20 protein-coding genes, 1 other RNA gene and 1 pseudogene are annotated in these 19,594 nt (G+C 74.4%); 12 read left to right on the forward strand and 10 right to left on the reverse strand.

The genetic code is table 11. The features are described 5' to 3' along the window. The first annotated feature begins 227 nt into the window (after positions 1-227). Genes ACFWUY_RS19470 through ACFWUY_RS19490 form a run of 5 tightly spaced genes read left to right on the forward strand, consistent with a single transcriptional unit; the run spans position 228 to position 5,235 of the window. On the forward strand, positions 228-1,046 hold the full coding sequence (locus ACFWUY_RS19470; RefSeq protein WP_384109455.1) for a Nif3-like dinuclear metal center hexameric protein: 819 nt from the start codon (positions 228-230) through the stop codon (positions 1,044-1,046). Continuing rightward, entirely contained in the window at positions 1,043-1,786 is a 744-nt protein-coding gene (locus ACFWUY_RS19475; protein WP_384109669.1) for a zinc ribbon domain-containing protein, read from the forward strand. The genes ACFWUY_RS19470 and ACFWUY_RS19475 overlap by 4 nt, the downstream gene beginning before the upstream one ends. Next, the gene (locus ACFWUY_RS19480; protein WP_384109458.1) at positions 1,786-3,474 is read left to right on the forward strand and encodes a bifunctional RNase H/acid phosphatase; all 1,689 of its coding nucleotides are present in this window, start codon (positions 1,786-1,788) and stop codon (positions 3,472-3,474) included. The genes ACFWUY_RS19475 and ACFWUY_RS19480 overlap by 1 nt, the downstream gene beginning before the upstream one ends. Positions 3,475-3,523: 49 nt before the next feature. Beyond that, a complete protein-coding gene (locus ACFWUY_RS19485; protein ID WP_384109461.1) occupies positions 3,524-4,330 on the forward strand; it encodes a GNAT family N-acetyltransferase in 807 nt (268 codons plus the stop codon). 23 nt (positions 4,331-4,353) lie between these two features. Beyond that, positions 4,354-5,235, forward strand: a complete 882-nt coding sequence (locus ACFWUY_RS19490; RefSeq protein ID WP_384109464.1) for a hypothetical protein — start codon at positions 4,354-4,356, stop codon at positions 5,233-5,235. Here the strand turns inward: ACFWUY_RS19490 and eda are convergent. Together eda and yaaA are read right to left on the reverse strand one after the other, a co-directional pair. Then, entirely contained in the window at positions 5,232-5,894 is a 663-nt protein-coding gene (eda, locus tag ACFWUY_RS19495) for a bifunctional 4-hydroxy-2-oxoglutarate aldolase/2-dehydro-3-deoxy-phosphogluconate aldolase (RefSeq protein ID WP_384109467.1), read from the reverse strand. The genes ACFWUY_RS19490 and eda overlap by 4 nt on opposite strands. Before the next feature lie 63 nt (positions 5,895-5,957). Next, positions 5,958-6,725 (reverse strand): peroxide stress protein YaaA, encoded by a 768-nt coding sequence (gene yaaA / locus ACFWUY_RS19500; RefSeq protein WP_384109470.1) that lies wholly within the window; start codon positions 6,723-6,725, stop codon positions 5,958-5,960. A gap of 203 nt (positions 6,726-6,928) precedes the next feature. Between yaaA and ACFWUY_RS19505 the strand changes: the two genes are divergently transcribed. After that, on the forward strand, positions 6,929-8,398 hold the full coding sequence (locus tag ACFWUY_RS19505) for an RNB domain-containing ribonuclease (protein ID WP_384109473.1): 1,470 nt from the start codon (positions 6,929-6,931) through the stop codon (positions 8,396-8,398). On the opposite strand, the gene ACFWUY_RS19510 is transcribed toward ACFWUY_RS19505, so the two are convergent. Beyond that, complete coding sequence (locus tag ACFWUY_RS19510) at positions 8,343-9,275, reverse strand: hypothetical protein (RefSeq protein ID WP_384109476.1); 933 nt, start codon at positions 9,273-9,275, stop codon at positions 8,343-8,345. The genes ACFWUY_RS19505 and ACFWUY_RS19510 overlap by 56 nt on opposite strands. After that, a complete protein-coding gene (locus ACFWUY_RS19515; RefSeq protein WP_384109479.1) occupies positions 9,272-10,063 on the reverse strand; it encodes a MerR family transcriptional regulator in 792 nt (263 codons plus the stop codon). The genes ACFWUY_RS19510 and ACFWUY_RS19515 overlap by 4 nt, the downstream gene beginning before the upstream one ends. A 133-nt stretch (positions 10,064-10,196) precedes the next feature. Between ACFWUY_RS19515 and ACFWUY_RS19520 the strand changes: the two are divergent. Both ACFWUY_RS19520 and rnpB read left to right on the forward strand, forming a co-directional pair. Beyond that, a pseudogene (locus ACFWUY_RS19520) lies at positions 10,197-10,481 on the forward strand (Uma2 family endonuclease); the annotation flags it as partial. Positions 10,482-10,547: 66 nt separating this feature from the next. Beyond that, positions 10,548-10,946, forward strand: an RNA gene (gene rnpB / locus ACFWUY_RS19525) — RNase P RNA component class A. Positions 10,947-11,012: 66 nt separating this feature from the next. Here the strand turns inward: rnpB and ACFWUY_RS19530 are convergent. After that, complete coding sequence (locus tag ACFWUY_RS19530; protein WP_384109482.1) at positions 11,013-11,522, reverse strand: DUF1203 domain-containing protein; 510 nt, start codon at positions 11,520-11,522, stop codon at positions 11,013-11,015. Between the two features lie 79 nt (positions 11,523-11,601). Further along, on the reverse strand, positions 11,602-12,153 hold the full coding sequence (locus ACFWUY_RS19535) for an SMI1/KNR4 family protein (protein WP_384109485.1): 552 nt from the start codon (positions 12,151-12,153) through the stop codon (positions 11,602-11,604). A gap of 216 nt (positions 12,154-12,369) precedes the next feature. Between ACFWUY_RS19535 and ACFWUY_RS19540 the strand changes: the two genes are divergently transcribed. Continuing rightward, positions 12,370-12,831, forward strand: coding sequence for a VOC family protein (locus ACFWUY_RS19540; RefSeq protein ID WP_384109488.1), 462 nt, complete (start codon positions 12,370-12,372; stop codon positions 12,829-12,831). Between the two features lie 63 nt (positions 12,832-12,894). On the opposite strand, the gene ACFWUY_RS19545 is transcribed toward ACFWUY_RS19540, so the two are convergent. Beyond that, positions 12,895-13,329: a hypothetical protein gene (locus ACFWUY_RS19545; protein WP_384109490.1), complete on the reverse strand. Its 435-nt coding sequence runs from the start codon at positions 13,327-13,329 to the stop codon at positions 12,895-12,897. 171 nt (positions 13,330-13,500) lie between these two features. Here ACFWUY_RS19545 and ACFWUY_RS19550 point away from each other — a divergent pair, with 171 nt between their 5' ends. Next, positions 13,501-13,824: a nuclear transport factor 2 family protein gene (locus ACFWUY_RS19550; protein ID WP_384109493.1), complete on the forward strand. Its 324-nt coding sequence runs from the start codon at positions 13,501-13,503 to the stop codon at positions 13,822-13,824. A 125-nt stretch (positions 13,825-13,949) separates the two neighbouring features. Here ACFWUY_RS19550 and ACFWUY_RS19555 read toward each other — a convergent pair whose 3' ends face one another. Beyond that, positions 13,950-14,726: an SDR family oxidoreductase gene (locus ACFWUY_RS19555; RefSeq protein WP_384109496.1), complete on the reverse strand. Its 777-nt coding sequence runs from the start codon at positions 14,724-14,726 to the stop codon at positions 13,950-13,952. Between the two features lie 102 nt (positions 14,727-14,828). Here ACFWUY_RS19555 and ACFWUY_RS19560 point away from each other — a divergent pair, with 102 nt between their 5' ends. Continuing rightward, the gene (locus ACFWUY_RS19560) at positions 14,829-16,460 is read left to right on the forward strand and encodes an alkaline phosphatase D family protein (RefSeq protein WP_384109499.1); all 1,632 of its coding nucleotides are present in this window, start codon (positions 14,829-14,831) and stop codon (positions 16,458-16,460) included. Here ACFWUY_RS19560 and ACFWUY_RS19565 read toward each other — a convergent pair. Continuing rightward, positions 16,447-17,463 carry a Gfo/Idh/MocA family protein gene (locus ACFWUY_RS19565; RefSeq protein ID WP_384109502.1) on the reverse strand — a complete coding sequence of 339 codons (1,017 nt, stop codon included), beginning with the start codon at positions 17,461-17,463 and terminating at the stop codon, positions 16,447-16,449. The genes ACFWUY_RS19560 and ACFWUY_RS19565 overlap by 14 nt on opposite strands. 83 nt (positions 17,464-17,546) lie before the next feature. Between ACFWUY_RS19565 and ACFWUY_RS19570 the strand changes: the two genes are divergently transcribed. Beyond that, positions 17,547-18,827, forward strand: a complete 1,281-nt coding sequence (locus ACFWUY_RS19570; protein WP_384109672.1) for a multidrug effflux MFS transporter — start codon at positions 17,547-17,549, stop codon at positions 18,825-18,827. A 48-nt stretch (positions 18,828-18,875) separates the two neighbouring features. On the opposite strand, the gene ACFWUY_RS19575 is transcribed toward ACFWUY_RS19570, so the two are convergent. Further along, the gene (locus ACFWUY_RS19575) at positions 18,876-19,592 is read right to left on the reverse strand and encodes a hypothetical protein (RefSeq protein WP_384109505.1); all 717 of its coding nucleotides are present in this window, start codon (positions 19,590-19,592) and stop codon (positions 18,876-18,878) included. Between the last annotated feature and the right edge of the window lie 2 nt (positions 19,593-19,594).

Here is a 19,594-nt window from a genome sequence, read left to right on the forward strand (position 1 = left end):
GCGCCCCCGTACCGGCCTCCGTGCCCTCCCCGGACCGGCGCCCGCGAGTACCCCGTACACGCGGACCCGTACGCCGCCGCCTCGGCCTTCGTACGTCCCTGGGCCGGGCGGCCGTACGTCCCGGGCCGGGCGGCCGTACGCCCGGACCGGCGGCCGCACGCCCCCGGACCGGTGGCCCCCGCACCGGGCACGACGGTGGGACACGTGAGCCAGGTAGCCTTTCCTCCGTGCCCCGTCTGTCTGAAGTCATCGCCGCGCTCGACGCCCTCTGGCCACCCGAGCGGGCCGAGTCGTGGGACGCCGTCGGCACCGTCTGCGGTGACCCCGACGCCGAGGTCACCCGCGTGCTCTTCGCCGTCGACCCCGTCCAGGAGATCGCCGACGAGGCGATCGTCCTCGGCGCCGACCTGATCGTCACCCACCACCCGCTCTACCTGCGCGGTACGACGACGGTCGCGGCCGGCCACTTCAAGGGCCGTGTCGTGCACGGCCTCATCAAGCACGACATCGCCCTCCACGTCGCGCACACCAACGCCGACACCGCCGACCCCGGCGTCTCCGACGCCCTCGCCGGTGCCCTCGACCTCCGCGTCACCGGCCCCCTCGTGCCCGAGAACAACCTCGGCCGGATCTGTGAACTCGACCACCCCGAGACCCTCGCGGAGTTCGCCGCGCGCGCCGCGAAGCGGCTGCCCGCCACCGCGCAGGGCATCCGGGTCGCCGGCGACCCCGCCATGACCGTGCGCCGCGTCGCCGTCAGCGGCGGCTCCGGCGACAGCCTCTTCGACGCCGTACGAGCCGCCGGCGTGGACGCCTTCCTCACCGCCGACCTGCGCCACCACCCGGTCTCCGAGGCAACCCAGCACTCACCGCTCGGCCTGGTCGACGCCGCCCACTGGGCCACCGAATGGCCCTGGTGCGAGCAGGCCGCCGCCCAGCTCGACGAGATTTCCGACCGCCACGGCTGGGACCTCCGCGTCCACGTCTCGAAGACGGTCACCGACCCCTGGTCCTCCCACCACACCTCCCCTGGAGCCCCCAACTGAACGCCGCGCCCGCCGACCAGATCCGCCTCCTCGACGTCCAGGCCCTGGACGTCCGCCTCCAGCAGCTCGCCCACAAGCGCCAGTCGCTGCCCGAGCACGCCGAGATCGAGTCGCTGACCAAGGACCTCACCCAGCTGCGCGACCTGCTCGTCGCCGCGCAGACCGAGGAGAGCGACTGCGGCCGTGAGCAGACCAAGGCCGAGCAGGACGTCGACCAGGTCCGCCAGCGGGCCGCCCGCGACCAGCAGCGCCTCGACTCCGGCGCCGTGTCCTCCCCGAAGGACCTGGAGAACCTCCAGCGCGAGATCGTCTCCCTCGCCAAGCGCCAGGGCGACCTGGAGGAGATCGTCCTCGAGGTCATGGAGCGCCGCGAGTCCGTGCAGGAGCGCCTCGCCGAGCTGACCGAGCGGGTCTCCGCCGTCCAGGCCAAGACCGACGACGCCACCGCCCGGCGCGACGCCGCAGAGGCGCAGCTCGACGCCGAAGCCGCCTCGGTGGCGAAGGAGCGCGAGCTCATCGCGGCCTCCGTCCCGGCCGACCTCCTGAAGCTGTACGAGAAGCTGCGCGAGCAGCAGGGCGGCGTCGGCGCGGCCCGGCTGTACCAGCGCAGGTGCGAGGGCTGCCACATCGAGCTCAACATCACCGAGGTCAACGAGATCCGCGCCGCCGCCCGCGACGCGGTCGTCCGCTGCGAGAACTGCCGCCGCATCCTCGTCCGCACCTCGGAGTCCGGTCTGTAATGTCCGTGCTTCCGTCTTCGCGAGAGCTGATCGTCGAGGCCGACGGGGGCTCCCGGGGCAATCCGGGGCCCGCCGGCTACGGGGCGGTCGTCCTGGACCCCGTGACGGGTGAGACGCTCGCGGAGACGGCCGAGTACATCGGCGTGGCGACGAACAACGTCGCCGAGTACAAGGGCCTGGTGGCGGGCCTCGAGGCGGCCCGGGCGCTGTTCCCGGACGCCACCGTCCACGTCCGCATGGACTCCAAGCTGGTCGTCGAGCAGATGTCCGGCCGCTGGAAGATCAAGCACCCGGACATGAAGCCGCTCGCCGCCGAGGCCGGCCGGGTCTTCCCCGCGGGCCGGGTCCGCTACGAGTGGATCCCGCGCGAGCGCAACAAGCACGCGGACCGGCTCGCGAACGAGGCGATGGACGCGGGCAGGCGGGGCCGCCCGTGGGAGCCCTCCGCCTCGACGGCCGGCCTCGACGCCTCCGCCGCCCGCAACGCCGCCGCCCTGCCCCCGTCGGGCCCGCCCGGCGACCCGGCGGCGGGCGCGGCCCGTGCGAGGGCGGCGCTCGGCGCGTCGCGGCCTGCCCGTACGGGCAGGACCGAGGGCGCCCCGGTCGCCGCCACCGGAACGGCCGCCTGGCCGAGCGCCGCGTCGCGGCCGTCCGCCCCGGGCACCGGGCCGGACGACGGCCTGTTCGCGGCGGAAGCCCTCGTGGCGTCGGGCGACTTCGAGGCCGAGGCGGGCATCGCGACGCCGCCGAACCGCGCGCCACGCGCCGCCAGGCCGTCCGAGACCCCTGCCGTGCTGTCCGAGCTCCCCGCCGTGCCGGCCGGGACCGCCGACACGGGTGCCGAGGCCCCCGCCGGGCCTGCCGGGGCCCCTGCCGCGCCGGGCCGGACCCACGCCGGGCCCGTCGAGGCCGACCACTCCGTCGCCGGACTTCCCGGGCTCCCCGGCATGGCCGCCGACGCCGCCGTGGAGGCCGAGACCGTCGCCGTGGCCGCCCCCGGATCCGCGCATCCGATGCCCGGCACCCCCGGCGCCCGGCAGGGCTGGGCCGGGCCCGACATGGGGGCGCCCGCCACGTTCGTGCTGCTGCGGCACGGCGAGACCGCGCTCACGCCCGAGAAGCGGTTCTCGGGGAGCGGGGGGTCCGACCCCGAGCTGTCCCCGGCCGGACTGCGGCAGGCGCAGGCCGTCGCCGAGGCGCTCGCCGCGCGCGGCACCATCCAGGAGATCGTCAGCTCGCCCCTCACCCGCTGCCGCCAGACCGCCGCCGCCGTCGCCGCCCGCCTCGGGCTCGACGTGCGGATCGAACAGGGCCTGCGGGAGACCGACTTCGGCGCCTGGGAGGGGCTGACGTTCGGCGAGGTCCGGGAGCGCCACCCCGAGGACCTCGACGCCTGGCTCGCCTCACCGAAGGCCGCGCCGACCGGCGGCGGGGAGAGCTTCGCGGCCGTCGCCCGCCGCGTCGCCGCGACCCGCGACCGGCTGACCGCCGCCCACGCGGGCCGGACCGTCCTCCTCGTCACCCACGTCACGCCGATCAAGACCCTGGTCCGGCTCGCGCTCGGCGCCCCGCCGGAGTCGCTGTTCCGGATGGAGCTGTCGGCCGCGTCGATCTCCGCCGTGGCGTACTACGCGGACGGCAACGCCTCCGTGCGGCTCCTCAACGACACCTCGCACCTGCGGAACTGAGGCCGTCAAGGGCTGGCGCCGGGCCCTCACCCCGTACCACCATCCCGTCATGACCTGGCACTTCACCGAGGACGCCGCCGCGTTCCGTACCGCCGCGGCGGAGCACCTGGCCGCCGAGCCCGCCCGCAACACCGCCGTGCTGACCCTCATGGACCGGGCGGACCGGCTCGGCTGGTGGACCGAGCCCGACGGCCGCGTCACGGGCGTGCTCGCCGTGTCGCCGCCCCGCGTGCCCGCCTTCGGGGCGATGACCGTGGAGGCGGCCCGCGCCCTCGTCCTCCCGGCGGGCGAGGAGCCGACCGAGCTGCGCGGCGAGACGGCTGCCGTGGAGGCGTACGCGGAGGCCTCGGGCCGCCCCTGGACGCCCACCGTCCGGATGCGGCTCTTCCGGCTCGGCGAGCTGACCCCGCCGGACCCCGCCCCCGCGGGCAGGGCCCGCGTCGCGGACACGACGGACGTACCGCTCGCCACCGCCTGGGCGCGCGGCTTCGCCCGGGACATCGGGGAGGACCCCGAGCAGGACTTCACGGGCCCGGTCACCGAGCGGGTCTCCGAGGGCCGGCTGCTGCTCTGGGAGACCCCCGACGGCCGCCCGGTCTCGATGGCCGCGGTCTCCCGCACGATCGAGGGCCAGGCCCGCGTCCACCTCGTCTACACCCCGCCCGCCGACCGTGGCCGGGGCCACGCGGCGGCGGTCACCGCCGCCGTCAGCCGGGCCGCCCTGGACGGCGGCGCCGAGCAGGTCCTGCTCTTCACGGACCTGGCCAACCCCACCAGCAACGCCCTCTACCGGCGCCTCGGTTACCGACCGGTGACCGACCACCTCGGGGTGGAGTTCGCACCGGCGGTCGTATGATCGCGCGGACGTCGACCGGAGGGGTGGGTGAGACCGTGGAGACGGTGCTGTCGGGGAGGGGTACGCGCGCGCGGTTCGACGGCACGCGCCTGAGGATCGTGCGGGACGGCACGACGTGGACGGTGCCGGTCCGCGCGATCGCCTCCGTGGAGGAGACGGCGGGCGGCACGGTGCGGGTCGTCCTCGCCGGGGATCCCTCCGGCGCCCGGCACGGCCTCGGCGGCTCCGTCGCCCTGTCAGGACCGAACGCGCGCGCGGCCGGAGCGTTCGCCGGCCATGTCCGTACGGCCCTGGGACGCGTCACCCCCGCCGCCGACGGACACGCCCTGGTCACCGTCGTACGCCCGGCACCCGCCCGCGCGGGCGGCGGACTCGGGGAGTCGGCGCGGCGCGCGGTCCGCGTCGGAGCCGCGCTCGCCGGCTACGCGCTGCTCCTCGCGGTGATCGGCGTGACCGGCCCGCGCGCCGCCGTGACGGCCGCCGTGTCCCTCTCCTTCGGCGGGCTGCTCGGCATCCTCGGCGGTGTCCCGCTCTGGCGGGTCGGCCGCCGCTTCCACGCCATGGCGGTCCTGCGCCGGCGGGGTATCGGCGTCGTCGCCCGGATCGACGGCCACGTCAAGATCTGGTCGAAGGGAGCCTCGCTCTGGGTGTTCCCCTACCTCTCGTACACGACCGTCGACGGCGAGAAGTACGCGCGCGTGCCGTCGAGGGTCTCGATGTGGGCCTGGGGGGAAGTGCGCCGCACGGCGGAGATCCTCTACGACCCCGAGTGCCCGCGCCGCGCCGGTGTGCCCCCGACCGTCGGTTTCGCGCTGCGCAGCGTCGTCCTCGGCCTGCTCGGCCTGGTCCCCATGTCCCTCTTCGTCCTCGCGGTGCTCGCCAACACCCCGCTCCTGGGCTTCTAGCGCCCCGGCAGGCACGGCCCGCCCGGTCGGCGCAGCGACGCCGCCTCGCGTGCGAGGGACTCGACCCGTGCCCAGTCGCGGGCCGCGAGGGCGTCGGGCGGCAGCATCCACGTACCGCCGACGCAGCCGACGTTGGGCAGGGACAGATAGGCGGGGGCGGAGGCGAGGGAGACGCCGCCGGTCGGGCAGAAACGGGCCTGGGGGAGCGGCCCCGCGAGCGACTTCAGATACGGGACGCCGCCGGCCGCCTCGGCCGGGAAGAACTTCATGGTGTCCACCCCCTGTTCGAGCAGCGCCACGACCTCCGAGGTCGTCGACACCCCCGGCAGGAACGGCACCCCCGACTCCCGCATCGCGCCGAGCAGCCGCCCGGTCCACCCGGGGCTGACCAGGAACCGGGCGCCCGCGCCGACCGCGTCCGCGACCCCGGCCGCCGAGACGACCGTCCCCGCGCCGACGACCGCGCCCGGGACCTCGGCCGCGATCGCGCGGACGGCGTCGAGCGCGGCCGGGGTGCGCAGGGTCACCTCGATCAGCGGCAGCCCGCCGGCCACCAGGGCCCGCGCCAGGGGCACGGCGTCGGCGGCGTCCTCGATCACGACGACCGGAACGACGGGGACGGGGGCGGCTTCCGGGGCAAGGTCGAACACGCTCGTCATGGCCTCATCCTGACCATGACGTGCGTGATGCGCAACGATCGTTGCGTAGGATGCAATGAGCCTTCAGTGGATCTCGTCCACCAGCACGTCAAGGGCTCCCGCCTTCCCGCCCTCCTCCACCACGTGCCCCAGGTCCCGCAGCGCCACCACCAGCTCCTCCGGCGACCCCGGCGCCGCGCCCGCCTCGAGCAGGCTCCGTACGATCCGCCCCTTCGTCGCCTTGTTGAAGTGGCTGACCACCTTCCGGGTCGGCGCGTGCAGCACCCGCACCGTCGCCGTCCGCGCCGCCACCTCCCCCTTCGGCTTCCACGCCGACGCGTACGCCGACGAACGCAGGTCCAGGACCAGACCCTCCCCGGCCGCCTCGGGAAGCACGGACGCCATCGCCCCGCGCCAGTGCGCGCCCAGCGCGCCGAGCCCCGGCAGCTTCACCCCCATCGAGCAGCGGTACGACGGGATCCGGTCCGTCACCCGCACCGCGCCCCACAGCCCCGAGAACACGAGGAGCGCTTCCTCCGCCCGCTTCCCGGCCGCCGCGTCCAGGGTCGCCAGACCCAGCGCGTCGTACAGCACGCCCGTGTAGACCTCCCCGGCCGGGCGGGCGCCCGCCGTCCGCAGCTCCACGTTCTTCGCGACCTCGCCGCGCAGGCCCTCGCTCAGGCCGAGGACCTCGCGCGCCTTCTCCTCGTCGGCCGCGCACAGCTCGACCAGCTCGTCCAGGACCGCCGCCCGCGCCTCCGCGAGCCCCGGCAGGGACAGCGACTCCGGCTTGAGCGGCGCCCCGCGCCCCGAGGAGGCCTTGCCCTCGGAGGGCGGCAAGAGCACGAGCACGGTGGTTCTCCTTCGTCCGTACGGGATCGGGGGTGCGGCCCCGGCCGTCAAGACTACAAAGCGCGAGCCCCCTTCCCCGCCGCCCGGCCTTCAAGGGGGCCGCGGCCGGAGTGCCGCCGTACGGCCCCGCTCACGCCCGCTCCGGACCCCGCCGTACCGCCGTCCAGGGTGCCGCCGCCGGAACCCCGCCCTACGCTCGGTCCATGCCCCGCCGCCACATGCACGTGACCGGCGCAGCCGAGGCTCCGCTGCGGGCCGCCCTGCGCGCACTCCGTACCGAGCTCGCGATCCCCGAGGACTTCCCGCCCGCCGTCCTCGCCGAGGCCGAGGCCGCCGCGAAAGCCCCCCGGCTTCCCGCGCACGACGCCACCGACCTGCCCTTCTTCACCGTCGACCCGCCCACCTCCACCGACCTCGACCAGGCCATGCACCTGGCCCGCCGGGCCGACGGCGGCTACCGCGTCCACTACGCCATCGCCGACGTCGCCGCGTTCGTCACCCCCGGCTCCGCCCTCGACGCCGAGGCCCACCGGCGCGCCCTCACCCTCTACTTCCCCGACGGCAGGATCCCCCTCCACCCCGCCGTCCTCTCCGAGGGCGCCGCCAGCCTCCTCCCCGGCGACCCCCGCCCCGCCCTGCTGTGGCGGATCGACCTCGACGCCGAGGGCCGCAGGGTCGCCACCGACGTCCGCCGCGCCCTCGTCCGCAGCCGCGCCAAACTGGACTACGCGGGCGTGCAGCGGCAGATCGACACCGGTACGGCGGAGGAGCCCGTCGCCCTCCTCCGCGAGATCGGCCGGCTCCGCGAGGCCCTCGAAGCCGAACGCGGCGGGATCTCCCTCAACGTCCCCGAACAGGAGATCGTCGAGCAGGCCCCGCGCGACGAGCGGGGCCCCGGCGACCGCACCTACTCCCTCGCCTACCGGGCCCCGCTCCCCGCCGACGGCTGGAACGCCCAGATCTCCCTCCTCACCGGAATGGCAGCCGCCGACCTCATGACCGCGGCGGGCACCGGCATCCTGCGCACCCTCCCCACCGCCCCCGACGGCGCCGTCGCCCGCCTGCGCCGCTCCGCGCAGGCCCTCGGCGTCGACTGGCCGCACCACGTCTCGTACGCGGACGTCGTCCGTGCCGCCGACCCCACGAACCCGCGCCACGCCGCCTTCCTCCAGGAGTGCACCACCCTCCTGCGCGGTGCCGGATACACCGTCTTCACCGACGGCCACGTCCCCACCCCGGCCGTGCACGCCGCCGTCGCCGACGAGTACACCCACTGCACCGCACCGCTGCGGCGGCTCGTCGACCGGTACGCGGGCGAGCTGTGCGTGGCGGCGGTGGCGGGCGACGAACCGCCCGAGTGGGTACGGGCCGCGCTGCCCGCCCTCCCCGACGAGATGGCCGCCGGCTCGCGCCGAGCGAACACCGTCGAGCGCGAGAGCGTCGACATCGTCGAAGCGGCCCTGCTCAAGGAGAGGGTCGGCGAGATCTTCGACGCGTACGTGATCGACGTGAAGGAACGCGAGCCGTCCGTCGGCACCGTCCACCTGGACGATCCGGCGGTCGTCGCCCTGATCGCGGGCGGCGGGACGCGGCTGCCGCTGGGGGAGTGGCTGCGGGTCAGGCTGACGGAGGCGGATCCAGGATCGGCGAAGGTGCTGTTCGCGCCCGCGTGAGCGCGCGCGAGACCTCCCTGTACAGGGCGCGCGGGTCGTCGGCGTGCACCCGGAGGGTGTGTACGGGGCGGGGCGCGCCACTGAGGAACCTGGGCACGTCGACCGGTTCGGCCAGCACGATGGTCACGGAGGTCTGGGAGCCGACGGCGAGGTTCAGCTCGCCCTCGGTCTTCTCGTGCGTGAACAGCAGCTCGTGCCGGACGGCCGCGACCCGGTCGAGCGGCACGCGCACGTCGACGTGCGCGGCCTGCCGCAGCCGCAGGACGTTCCCGGTGAGGGTGTGCGGGCGGGTCACGGAGGCGGCGTGCAGCCCGAGGACGAAGAGCACGGTGTAGACGTCCAGGACGAGGACGACCGCGTGGACGAGGGGCCAGTCGGCGAGCAGGTACGACATGCCGACCGTCTCGACCAGGCACACGAACGCGAAGCCGTACATCAGCGCCGCCTGGTCCCTGGCGTGCGGGAACACCGCGTCCGCGCCGTCCACCCCCTGCGGCCGCCGCGCCACCCACCGCACCACACCGACCATGATCCGCAGCTCGTGCCCCATGATCCGCAGCACGGGCCCGGGCACCAGCTCGGCCAGCGCCTCCCGCCGGGAGAGCCCGCGCCGCCGCAGCCGCGTCCAGACGACGCCCTCGGCGGCGAGCAGCCCCAGGGCGAGCAGCTCCCCGCCCAGGAGCACCGCCCCGGGCATCCGCACCCCGGCGAGAAGACAGACGAAGAGCACGACCTCGGCGGGCAGCGCGGCGTACGCGGCCCCGCGCAGGAGCCGCAGCACCCGCCCGCGTGGCGGCCCGCCCGTGGTGCCGGGGGCGGGGACGCCGACCGTCGGCGTCACGTCGGCCGGCAGCCGCGGGTTCTCCGTACTCGTCACCGTCCCGCCTCCCCTCTCCCGAATCCGTCCGACGCCTCCGACGAGTCCTCGACCCGCCGTGTCAGTACCAGCCCGATCGCCCGCCGTACCGCCGCCGACTGGGCCGGGGCCAGGTCCGAGAAGAAGGCGTCGGCGAGACCGCCGGAGCCCTCCGCGGGCAGGTCCACGGCCATTCCGTCCGGCAGGACGGCGGCGAGGGCGCGGGCGGCCGCGTCCACCCGGGGATCGTCCGGCTCCGCGTCGGCGAGGGCGTCGAGGAGCCCGTACACCTCCCGCGCACTGCCCGCCGCCTCGTGCATCAGGCTCATCAGCCCGGCCCGCTCCGCCTCGGGGACGACGGTGTCGAGCAGCGCCAGGATCTCCCGGTCCTTCGCCGCCATCGGCGACTCGGGCAGCTCGCCGAGACCCGCGAGCAGCGCCGTGAGCTCCGGCGAGACGGGCCCGTCGGCGGGCAGCCGACCGGCCCGCGCCTCGGCGAGGAGCGGTGCGAGACGTGCCCGGCGCTCCCGGATCACCGCCTCCTGGCGCGCCAGGTCCTCCGCCAGCTCCTCCAGCACCTCCACGAGCCCCCGCCCCTCGTCGTCGGCGATCACGTCCCGTACCTCGTCGAGCCCGAGGCCCAGCTCGGTGAGCCGCCGGATCCGGGCGAGCAGGACGGCGTCCCTGATGCCGTACTCCCGGTACCCGTTGGCCCGCCGCACGGGCTCGGGCAGCAGCCCCGACTGGTGGTAGTGCCGCACGGCCCGGGGGGTGACCCCGACGAGGGCGGCGATCTCGCCGATACGCATGCGCCCAGTAGAAACCCTGACGCTGCGGCAGGGTCAAGCGTGATCCACCGCCCCGTCCGGATCGTGTGCCACGCTCGGGAGAACGACCCCGATCCGACGGACGGCAGGTGCCTCGATGCCCGAGTCCGACGACATGACTGCCATGCCGCACGAATCGCTCACGCAGGCGGACGTCCTGCTGGAGGGCTTCCTGGCGCTGGACGCGCCGGAGGGCTTCCGCGCGGAGCTGGTCGAGGGGGAGATCGTCGTGACACCGCCGCCGGACGGGGAGCACGAGAAGTACATCAGCCGTGTGATGAGGCAGGCGATCAGGAGATCCCTGGTCGACATGGACGTCTCGGGGAACAAGGGCCTGAAGATGGCGGGCACCGGGGAGCGGCCGAGGAACCACGTCATCCCGGACCTCACGTTCGCCCCCTTCGGCTTCGACCTGGAGACGGCGGAGTTCCTCTGAATCGGCGGGTAGCATGGTCGGCACGGCAGACGAGCCGGGCGGACGGCCGCGTGGAGATCTCCGGATCTCCCCGAGGAACGTCCGGGCTCCACAGAGCAGGGTGGTGGCTAACGGCCACCCGGGGTGACCCGCGGGACAGTGCCACAGAAAACAGACCGCCGGGGACCTCGGTCCTCGGTAAGGGTGAAACGGTGGTGTAAGAGACCACCAGCGCCTGAGGTGACTCAGGCGGCTAGGTAAACCCCACTCGGAGCAAGGTCAAGAGGGGACACCCCGGTGTCCCTGCGCGGATGTTCGAGGGCTGCTCGCCCGAGTCCGCGGGTAGACCGCAGGAGGCCGGCGGCAACGCCGGTCCTAGATGGATGGCCGTCGCCCCGACGACCGCGAGGTCCCGGGGCACAGAACCCGGCGTACAGCCCGACTCGTCTGTCGGCCCGCGTGGGAGGGCCCCTGGTCAGGCACTTTGCCTGGTCAGGGGCCCTCTTCCGTTGCCGGTCAGGGGCGCCGCACCTCGAAGTGGAAGCAGCCGTACTCGACCGCCCGGACGTGCACCAGGGCCACGGCCGGGTCGGCGAAGGCGTCCTCGAGGGCCCGGTCGAAGGCCTCGCCCGTCGCCTCGGGGAGCTCCAGGAGACGGCCTCCGGCGATTCGGCCCGCCGCGTCGTAGCGGCGGAGGGCCCGGAGCGCCCCCGCCCGTGCGAAGGGGTACGTCGTCGAGGGCGCGGGGCCGCCGCAGTCCTCGGTGTGGATGAAGACGGGGCCCTGCTCGTCGTACGCGCCCGGCTCGGCCCCGGTCTCGGCGGCCCAGCGCCGCAGCGGCGCGTACGAGACGAGCGCGATCCGCTCGCCGGGCGCGGAGGGGCGCAGGCAGCAGCGGAGCGGGTCGCCGCCGTCGGTGGCGGTGTGCGGCACGCAGGGGCGCCCGGCGTCGTCGGAGGCGCGCAGTTCGGCGAGGGCCGAGGGAGGGATGGGACGGGCGCGGTAGGCGGTGGGGTGGGTGCTCATACGGCCAGGGTGGCGGGGGCGGACCCCGTATTACCGGCGGAATTCGGACGGGGCGCTGTGCGGTGAGGCGGGGCAGGGACTACGTGGCGTCGAGCCAGTCGGTGTACCAGGTGCGGAAGTCGGGACGCGCCGGCGTGAAGCCGCCCCAGTCCGGATCGAGGCGCCAGATCTCGCCCGCTCGCGGGCCGGTCAGGACCAGCCGGATGTACATCCCACAGCCCTCTTCGGCCAGCATGAGCGTGCCCGGGGTCAGTTCCTCGTCCTTGGCGCCGATCGCGCCGGGGAGCGGCTCGGCGAGGGGGAACCGCGTGGCAAGCCGGCCCGGCCGGCGGTCCTCCCGCCACTCGTCGTCCACGGCCCAGTCGTCGTCGACACCGGAGCGGGGGACGGTCAACGGCATCAGGCCGTACGCGGGACCGGCGGGGCCGTTGCCCACCTCCGCCACGAAGGACCGGTAGTCCGGAGGCAGCCGGATGCCGTGCTCCTCCTCGAACGCGCTGATCTCCGCGTCCGGCAGCGCGGGCGCCAGTTCGTACCGGTGCGTGACCGCCCCGAAGCGCTTTCGCTCCGGATCGCGCGTCGCCCTCGCGCGTATCCGCGCGCGTACGGCGGCCTCGTCCCAGCTCGTCATCCCGTGCCCTCACGTCCCGGTCGGGTGCTTCTCGTCCGGCCCGAGCGTCGCACCGGCCTTCGGCAGTCTCTCCGCCGGAGCGCGGCGGCGTCCACCGAGATCCGGGGTCGCTCGATTCGTTCACGGAGCCGTCCTGGCATGGCGGACCGATCCTGTCCTCCACGGGTGTCAGGGTGGATCCATCGAAGCGGAACCCGCAACGAACGGAGCAGCACGATGAGCCGCCACTTCCAGGTCACCTTCGACGCCCACGACCCGCGGGCACTCTCGTCGTTCTGGCGCGACGCGCTGGATTACGTCCACCCCGGCCCGCCCGGGGTGGACCTGCCCGAGGGCGCCGACCCGCTGGCCGCGTGGGACGACTTCCTCGCCCGGATCGGCGTACCGGAGGACCAGCGCAACACGAGGTCCGCCATCGAGGACCCGGCCGGGCAGGGCCCGCGGGTGTTCTTCCAGCAGGTACCGGAGGACAAGGTCGCCAAGAACCGCGTCCACCTCGACGTCCGCGTGGCGCCCGGACTCGAGGGCGAGGAGCGGATGGCGGCGCTCGAGGCCGAGTGCGACCGGCTCGTCGGACTGGGGGCGAAGCGGGTGCGCCGCTTCGAGCCCGAGCCCCCGATGAGCACCGGGTTCATCGTGATGACCGACCCCGAGGGCAACGAGTTCTGTCTGGACTGACGCCGGGATGACGCGCGCCCCGCCCGGGGACTCGGGTCCCGGACGGGGTACGGCCTCACGGGGTCAGTCGAGGACCTCGATCCTCCACTGGGGGTCCCGGTCGTCCGTACGGACGAAGACGCGCTTGGGGAGGAGGGACCGGTCCTCGAACAGGTCGCGGCCGAGGGCCAGACCGTTCTGGTCGATCACGTACGTGCCGTCCCGGAGGTCGGCGAGCGAGGTGATCGTCGTGACGCCGTCGCCGTCGACGCGCTGGAGGCGCCAGACCGAGGCGGGGGAGTCGTCGGGGCGGACCACCGCCGGGGCGCGCTCGGTGCCCTCCGACGCGATGGTCTCCTCCGTGCCCTTCGCGGTGAGACGGAACCCGCCGGCCTCGTGGCTGATCAGCCACTCCGGCGCCCGCTCCCGGTCGACGAGGAAGCCGACCGGCACCCCGTCCTCGACCCCGAGCGGGGCCCCTTTCACGTACAGCTTGACGACCTTGCCGACGTTCGGCATCGCTCCTCCTGGGGTGGCTTCGGGGGTTGCCCCGACCATGCCCGGACGGCCGCGCCCCGGGCCGGTGAACACGCGGCTCGTAGGCTGGGTGGAGCTGAGAAGTCGTCAGGGAGGTGACAGTTCCGCGTGCCCGGGCCGTGGCGCGCGCCCGCCCGGTGTACGGGTGGGGGCATGACGATTCCCGTGAACCAGCTCAGCGACCCCGCCGTGCGTGCCTTCGTCACGGCCCTCAACGCCCACGACGAGGAGGCCTTCCGGGCGGCTCTCGTGCCCGGCGCGACCATGTCCGACGACGGGTCCGACCGGGACCTGGAGCAGTGGACGGAGAAGGAGGTGTTCGCCTCGCGCGGGCACATGCAGATCGAGTCCGAGAAGGAGGGCGGGCTCGACCTGGTCGCCCGCTTCCGCAACGACACCTGGGGCGAGATGCGGACCCGCTGGCGCTTCACCGTCGAGGCCGGGAAGATCGCCCGCTTCGAGACCGCGCAGGTCTGACCGCGCGGGTCTGACCGCGCGGGTCCAGCCGCGCGGGTCCGGCCGGCACGGGGCCGGCTCGCGGGGCCGGGTCGGCGGGGCCGTCCGGTCCCGCCGGGCCGCCCCGTTTCGCCGGTCCCGTCCCGTCAGCCCCGTCCGATGTACGGCATCCCCGTCGCCATCACCGTCGCGAACTGGACGTTCGCCTCCAGCGGCAGCGACGCCATGTGCACCACCGTCGCCGCCACGTCCGCCGCGTCCATCACCGGTTCCGCCGCGAGCTGCCCGTTGGCCTGGAGGATTCCGGTCTGCATGCGGGCCGTCATCTCGGTCGCCGCGTTGCCGATGTCGAGCTGGCCGCAGGCGATGCGGTACGGGCGGCCGTCGAGCGACAGGGACTTCGTCAGGCCCGTCATCGCGTGCTTCGTCGCCGTGTACGCGATCGAGTGCGGGCGCGGCACGTGGGCGGAGATCGAGCCGTTGTTGATGATCCGGCCGCCCCGCGGGTCCTGTTCCTTCATGGCCCGGAAGGCGGCCTGGGCGCAGAGGAACGCGCCCGTCAGGTTGACGTCGACGACCGCGCGCCAGGTGGCCGGGTCCAGGTCCTCGGTGGGGACGCCGCCCCCCGCGAACGTACCGGCGTTGTTGAAGAGCAGGTCGACGCGGCCGTAGCGGTCCCGTACCGCCGTGAAGAGGGCCGCGACCTCCTCCGCCGAGGTCACGTCCGTGGGGACGGCCAGGAAGTCCCCGGCCGGGAGGGCCGCGGCCGTCTCCTCCAGGGCCTGTGCCCTGCGCCCCGCCAGGGCCACCGACCAGCCGGCCTCCGCGAGGGCCAGCGCCACGCTCCGGCCGATGCCCGATCCCGCTCCCGTCACCACTGCGATGCTCATGGGCGCGCAGCGTACGCGAGACGCGTGCCCCATGAACTCATCCGTCCGACACGTGGATGTCCTGTACCCGACAACGTGACGTCGCCCCGCCCCACTCGAATACCGGAAGGAGAACATCCGTCCGGGGAGGGGCACATGACGCACACACAGGGCCACAGCGAGGAAATACGGGCCGCCGCACGGCACGTGGGCCGCCGCCGGTTCCTCACCGTCACCGGCGCCGCCGCCGCGCTCGCCTTCGCCACCCAGCTGCCCGCGGCCGGCGCCGCGGCCGCCGCCGAGCTCGACGGCCGGCGCGTCACCGAGGACCCGTTCACCCTGGGGGTGGCCTCCGGCGACCCCCTGCCCGGCTCCGTGCTGCTCTGGACCCGGCTCGCGCCCCGCCCCTTCGAGCCGGGGGGCGGGCTGCCCGCCGAGCGGGTGTCCGTCCACTGGGAGCTCGCCCGCGACGAGCGCTTCACCCGGACCGTCCGGCGCGGCCGGGCCACCGCCCACCCGGAGTTCAGCCACACCGTCCATGTCGAGGTGGAGCACCTCGACGCCGACCGCGAGTTCTTCTACCGCTTCCGCGTCGGCGGCTGGACCAGCCCCGTCGGGCGCACCCGCACCGCGCCCGCCCCCTGGGCCCGGAACTCCGCGCTGAAGCTCGCCGCCGTATCCTGCCAGGCCTACCACGACGGGTACTTCACGGCCTACCGTCACCTCGCGGACGAGGACGTCGACGTCGTCTTCCACCTCGGCGACTACCTGTACGAGTACGCCGTGAACGCCACCGGCGGCGCCCGCGCCCACACCGACCGCGTCCTGCCGGCCGTCTTCAACCGCGAGACGGTCACCCTGGAGGACTACCGGCTGCGCTACGGCCTCTACAAGTCGGACCCCGACCTGCGCGCCGCGCACGCCGCCCACCCCTTCGTCGTCACCTGGGACGACCACGAGACCGAGAACAACTACGCGGGCGGCACCCCCGAGAACAGCGTCCCGCCGGAGGAGTTCCTGCTCCGCCGCGCCGCCGCCTACCGCGCCTACTGGGAGCACCAGCCCCTGCGCGCGCCCCAGCGGCCCGAGGGCCCCGACATGCGGCTCTACCGGCGCCTGCGCTTCGGGAACCTCGCCCAGTTCGACATCCTCGACACCCGCCAGTACCGCTCCGACCAGGCGTACGGGGACGGCTGGCAGGTCCCGGGACCGGAGTCCGAGAACCCGGCGCGGACGATGACCGGCGCCGCCCAGGAGCGCTGGCTGCTCGACGGCTGGGGAGCCTCCCGCGCCCGCTGGAACGTCCTGCCGCAGCAGGTCGTGTTCGCCGAGCGCCGTGACCGGCCCACCGCCGACTTCAAGCTCTCCATGGACTCCTGGGACGGCTACCCGGCCTCCCGGCGGCGGCTCCTCGCGGGCGCCGAGGCCGCCGGGGTCGAGAACCTCATGGTGCTCACCGGGGACGTCCACGTCGGCTACGGACTCGACATCAAGGCCGACTTCCGCGACCCGGCCTCCCGGACCGTCGGCACCGAGATCGTCGCCACCTCGATCAGCAGCGGCAAGGACGGCGCCGACCGCCCGTCGAACTACGACAGGCTCACGCAGGCCAACCCGCACCTGAGGTTCTTCAACGGGCGGCGCGGCTACGTCACGGTCGCCCTCGGCGAGGACGGCGCCCGGGCCGACTTCCGTACGGTGCCGTACGTGACGAGCCCGGGCGCCCCCGTCACCACGGCCGCCTCCTTCGTCACGGAGGCGGGCGCCCCGGGCCTCACACCGGCGTGACCAGCGCCTCCCGCGGCTCTTCCTGCGGGTAGCGGACGCCGACGCGGTCACGTACCGCGTCGAGCGTCCGCATCACGGCGAGCGAGCCGTCGAGGGACACGACGGGGGACTCGGTCGCGCCCGCCCGCAGACAGCGCATGACCTCGGCGGCCTCGTGCCGGAGGGAGTGCGGATCGTCCTCGTTCACGAACTCCTCCGGCTCCTGGCCGTCGCGGTGCAGCGTGAACCGCTCGGGGAAGAAGAAGCCGCGCGGCAGGTCGATCCGGCCGAGCGTGCCGGTCACGGACGCCGTCAGCGGCGTGTCCGCGACGAGCGAGCAGGACAGCAGTGCCGACGCGCCCTTCTCCGACCAGCCGAGCAGCATGCCGGTGTTGAGGTCGACGCCCTCCGGCGAGAGCAGCGCGTGCGCCTGGACGGAGTCCGGCTCGCCGAGGAGGAGCTGCGCGAACGACACCGGGTACACGCCCAGGTCGAGCAGCGCCCCGCCGCCCACCGCGGGGTCCCGCAGCCGGTGGTCCGCCGTGAACGGGCCCGCGAGCCCGAAGTCCGCCTGTACGGTCCTGACTTCGCCGATCGCCCCCGCGCGGACCAGTTCCACGAGCCGCCGGATCAGCGGGTTGCAGTACATCCACATGGCCTCCATCAGGAAGAGGCCACGGTCCCGGGCGAGAGTGACGAGTTCCTCCGCCTCGCGGGCGTTGAGCGTGAGAGCCTTCTCGCAGAGGACCGCCTTTCCCGCCTCCAGGGCGCGGCCGGCCGCCTCCCGGTGCGCGTGATGCGGGGTCGCCACGTACACCACGTCGACGTCCTCGTCGGCGAAGAGCCCGTCCCATCCCCCGTACGCCCGCGGGATGCCGAACCGGTCGGCGAAGGCCTTCGCCGACGCCTCCGTGCGGGAGGCCACGGCGACGACCTCCGCACCGTCGAGCGTCAGCAGGTCCGTCGTGAACCGCTCCGCTATGCCGCCCGTCGCCAGGATTCCCCAGCGCACCTTCTCACCCATGTTCCCCACCCATCCCTGAGAGGTCTCGACCATGCCGGTCGAGCTGAGAGCATAGGCAAGGATTCAACGAGATGGAGCAGTCGATGCCGGAAAGCGGCCAGAAAACAACACAAGGCCACATAACCCAAACCGCGCCCGTCGTCACCGCCGCCCGGCGGGCCGGGCTGCTCGTCACTCTCGTCCTGGGCGGACTCACCGCCCTGCCCCCGCTCTCCATGGACATGTACCTGCCGGCGCTGCCGGACGTCACCGACGCCCTGCACGCCCCGGCCGCCACCGTCCAGCTCACCCTCACCGCCTGCCTCGCCGGCATGGCCCTCGGCCAGCTCGTCGTCGGCCCCATGAGCGACAGGTGGGGGCGCCGCCGCCCGCTGCTCGTCGGCATGGTCGTCTACGTCCTCGCCACCGCCGTCTGCGCGCTCGCGCCCACCGCCGAACTCCTCATCGGCTTCCGGCTGCTCCAGGGCCTCGCGGGCGCCGCCGGCATCGTCATCGCCCGCGCCGTCGTCCGCGACCTCCACGACGGCGTCGAGATGGCCCGCTTCTTCTCCACCCTGATGCTGATCTCCGGCGCCGCCCCGATCATCGCGCCCCTCATCGGCGGCCAGATCCTGCGGATCACCGACTGGCGGGGCGTCTTCCACGTCCTCACCGTGATCGGCGTCCTCCTCACCCTCGTCGTCTGGCGCTTCCTCGGCGAGACGCTGCCGCCCGAGCGGCGCCACGAGGGCGGGGTCGGCGAAGCCCTGCGCACCATGAAGGGCCTCCTCGCCGACCGGGTCTTCACCGGCTACATGCTGACCGGCGGCCTCGCCTTCGCGGCCCTCTTCGCGTACATCGCGGCCTCGCCGTTCGTCGTGCAGGACCTGTACGGGGCCTCGCCGCAGACCTTCAGCCTGCTCTTCGGACTCAACTCGATCGGGCTCGTCGCCGTCGGCCAGATCAACGGCAAGCTGCTCATCGGCCGCGTCAGCCTCGACAAGGCGCTCGGCTGGGGCCTCGGGACCATCCTCCTCGCCGCCCTCGCGCTGACCCTCATGACCAGCGGCGTCTTCGGCGAGGTCGGGCTCGGGCCGGTGGCCGCCGGACTGTTCGTCCTCATGTCCGCGATGGGCCTCGCCATGCCGAACACCAACGCCCAGGCCCTGATGCGCACCCCGCACGCCGCCGGGTCCGCCTCCGCGCTCCTCGGCACCACCTCGTTCCTCGTCGGCGCCGTCGCCTCCCCGCTCGTCGGCATCGCGGGCGAGCACACGGCCGTCCCCATGGCGGTCGTCCAGCTCACGTGCGCCGCCCTCGCCGTCGCCTGCTTCCTCGGCCTGTGCCGCCCGTGGCGCTCCGGCAGGGAGGCCACGGGCGTCTGACGGGACGGTGCCCGCCGGGGCGTCGGGGTGCCGGGGCGCCCCGGGGGGTCAGTACCCGCGGCTCCCGGTCTCGCCGAGGGCCTGGACCTGACTGGCCTGGACGATGGCGGCGTGCCGCACGTTCTCGGGCAGGACGTCGCTCGCGACGATGTGCGCCACGACGGTGCCGAGGCGCATGACCACGACGTCGACGTCGACCTCGTCGTCCCGGACCGCCTCGGTCTCGTCGGCCCCGGAGTCCACGGTCTTCCGCTGCCAGCGGCCGCCGGACGAGGCGTCCGCCTCACGCCACCGGTCCACCTGGCCCTTCATCGCCGTCTTCGCCTGATCGGCCGTCTCGAACGAGTAGAGCCGGAACTCCACGCGGGCGTCGTCGGAGCTGCCCCGCGCCTCCATGTCCTTCCCGGAGGCGGCGACGAGACCGGCGCAGGAGATGCCCTCCTCCTTGGCGCAGTACTCGGCGGCCTCGCCCTCCTGGACCACGAAGCGGTCGCCCCCGACCATGACGTCCCCCACCTGGGACTCGATCGGCAGCGCGTTCAGCAGCCCGGTCGCGTCCAGCATGAGGGCCTGCGACGGATCCGCCCCCTGGTCGGTCCCCTGCCCGCCGTCCTGCCCGCCGCCCTGCTCCGCCTCCTGCTGGTTCGCGCCGGGAGCGGCCGAGGGCTTCGTGTTCCCCGTCGCCGGGTCTCCCTCCGGCCCGCATCCCGTCAGCGCGAGCACCAGTGCCGCTGCCACGGCGGTCCCCCGTACGGCAGTCCTCACCT

Origin of the sequence: Streptomyces sp. NPDC058664, assembly GCF_042716635.1 — a bacterium.
In the GTDB taxonomy this organism is placed as follows: domain Bacteria; phylum Actinomycetota; class Actinomycetes; order Streptomycetales; family Streptomycetaceae; genus Streptomyces.

What these genes read in the sequence shown, in the direction of transcription:
- ACFWUY_RS19485 (WP_384109461.1), top strand. Translation starts at nt 3,524, where the DNA reads ATGACCTGGCACTTCACCGAGGACGCCGCCGCGTTCCGTACCGCCGCG.
- ACFWUY_RS19515 (WP_384109479.1), bottom strand. Translation starts at nt 10,063, where the DNA reads ATGCGTATCGGCGAGATCGCCGCCCTCGTCGGGGTCACCCCCCGGGCC.
- ACFWUY_RS19540 (WP_384109488.1), top strand. Translation starts at nt 12,370, where the DNA reads ATGAGCCGCCACTTCCAGGTCACCTTCGACGCCCACGACCCGCGGGCA.
- ACFWUY_RS19555 (WP_384109496.1), bottom strand. Translation starts at nt 14,726, where the DNA reads ATGGGGCACGCGTCTCGCGTACGCTGCGCGCCCATGAGCATCGCAGTG.
- ACFWUY_RS19505 (WP_384109473.1), top strand. Translation starts at nt 6,929, where the DNA reads ATGCCCCGCCGCCACATGCACGTGACCGGCGCAGCCGAGGCTCCGCTG.
- ACFWUY_RS19560 (WP_384109499.1), top strand. Translation starts at nt 14,829, where the DNA reads ATGACGCACACACAGGGCCACAGCGAGGAAATACGGGCCGCCGCACGG.
- ACFWUY_RS19570 (WP_384109672.1), top strand. Translation starts at nt 17,547, where the DNA reads ATGCCGGAAAGCGGCCAGAAAACAACACAAGGCCACATAACCCAAACC.
- eda (WP_384109467.1), bottom strand. Translation starts at nt 5,894, where the DNA reads ATGACGAGCGTGTTCGACCTTGCCCCGGAAGCCGCCCCCGTCCCCGTC.
- ACFWUY_RS19565 (WP_384109502.1), bottom strand. Translation starts at nt 17,463, where the DNA reads ATGGGTGAGAAGGTGCGCTGGGGAATCCTGGCGACGGGCGGCATAGCG.
- ACFWUY_RS19480 (WP_384109458.1), top strand. Translation starts at nt 1,786, where the DNA reads ATGTCCGTGCTTCCGTCTTCGCGAGAGCTGATCGTCGAGGCCGACGGG.
- ACFWUY_RS19530 (WP_384109482.1), bottom strand. Translation starts at nt 11,522, where the DNA reads ATGAGCACCCACCCCACCGCCTACCGCGCCCGTCCCATCCCTCCCTCG.
- ACFWUY_RS19545 (WP_384109490.1), bottom strand. Translation starts at nt 13,329, where the DNA reads ATGCCGAACGTCGGCAAGGTCGTCAAGCTGTACGTGAAAGGGGCCCCG.
- ACFWUY_RS19550 (WP_384109493.1), top strand. Translation starts at nt 13,501, where the DNA reads ATGACGATTCCCGTGAACCAGCTCAGCGACCCCGCCGTGCGTGCCTTC.
- ACFWUY_RS19535 (WP_384109485.1), bottom strand. Translation starts at nt 12,153, where the DNA reads ATGACGAGCTGGGACGAGGCCGCCGTACGCGCGCGGATACGCGCGAGG.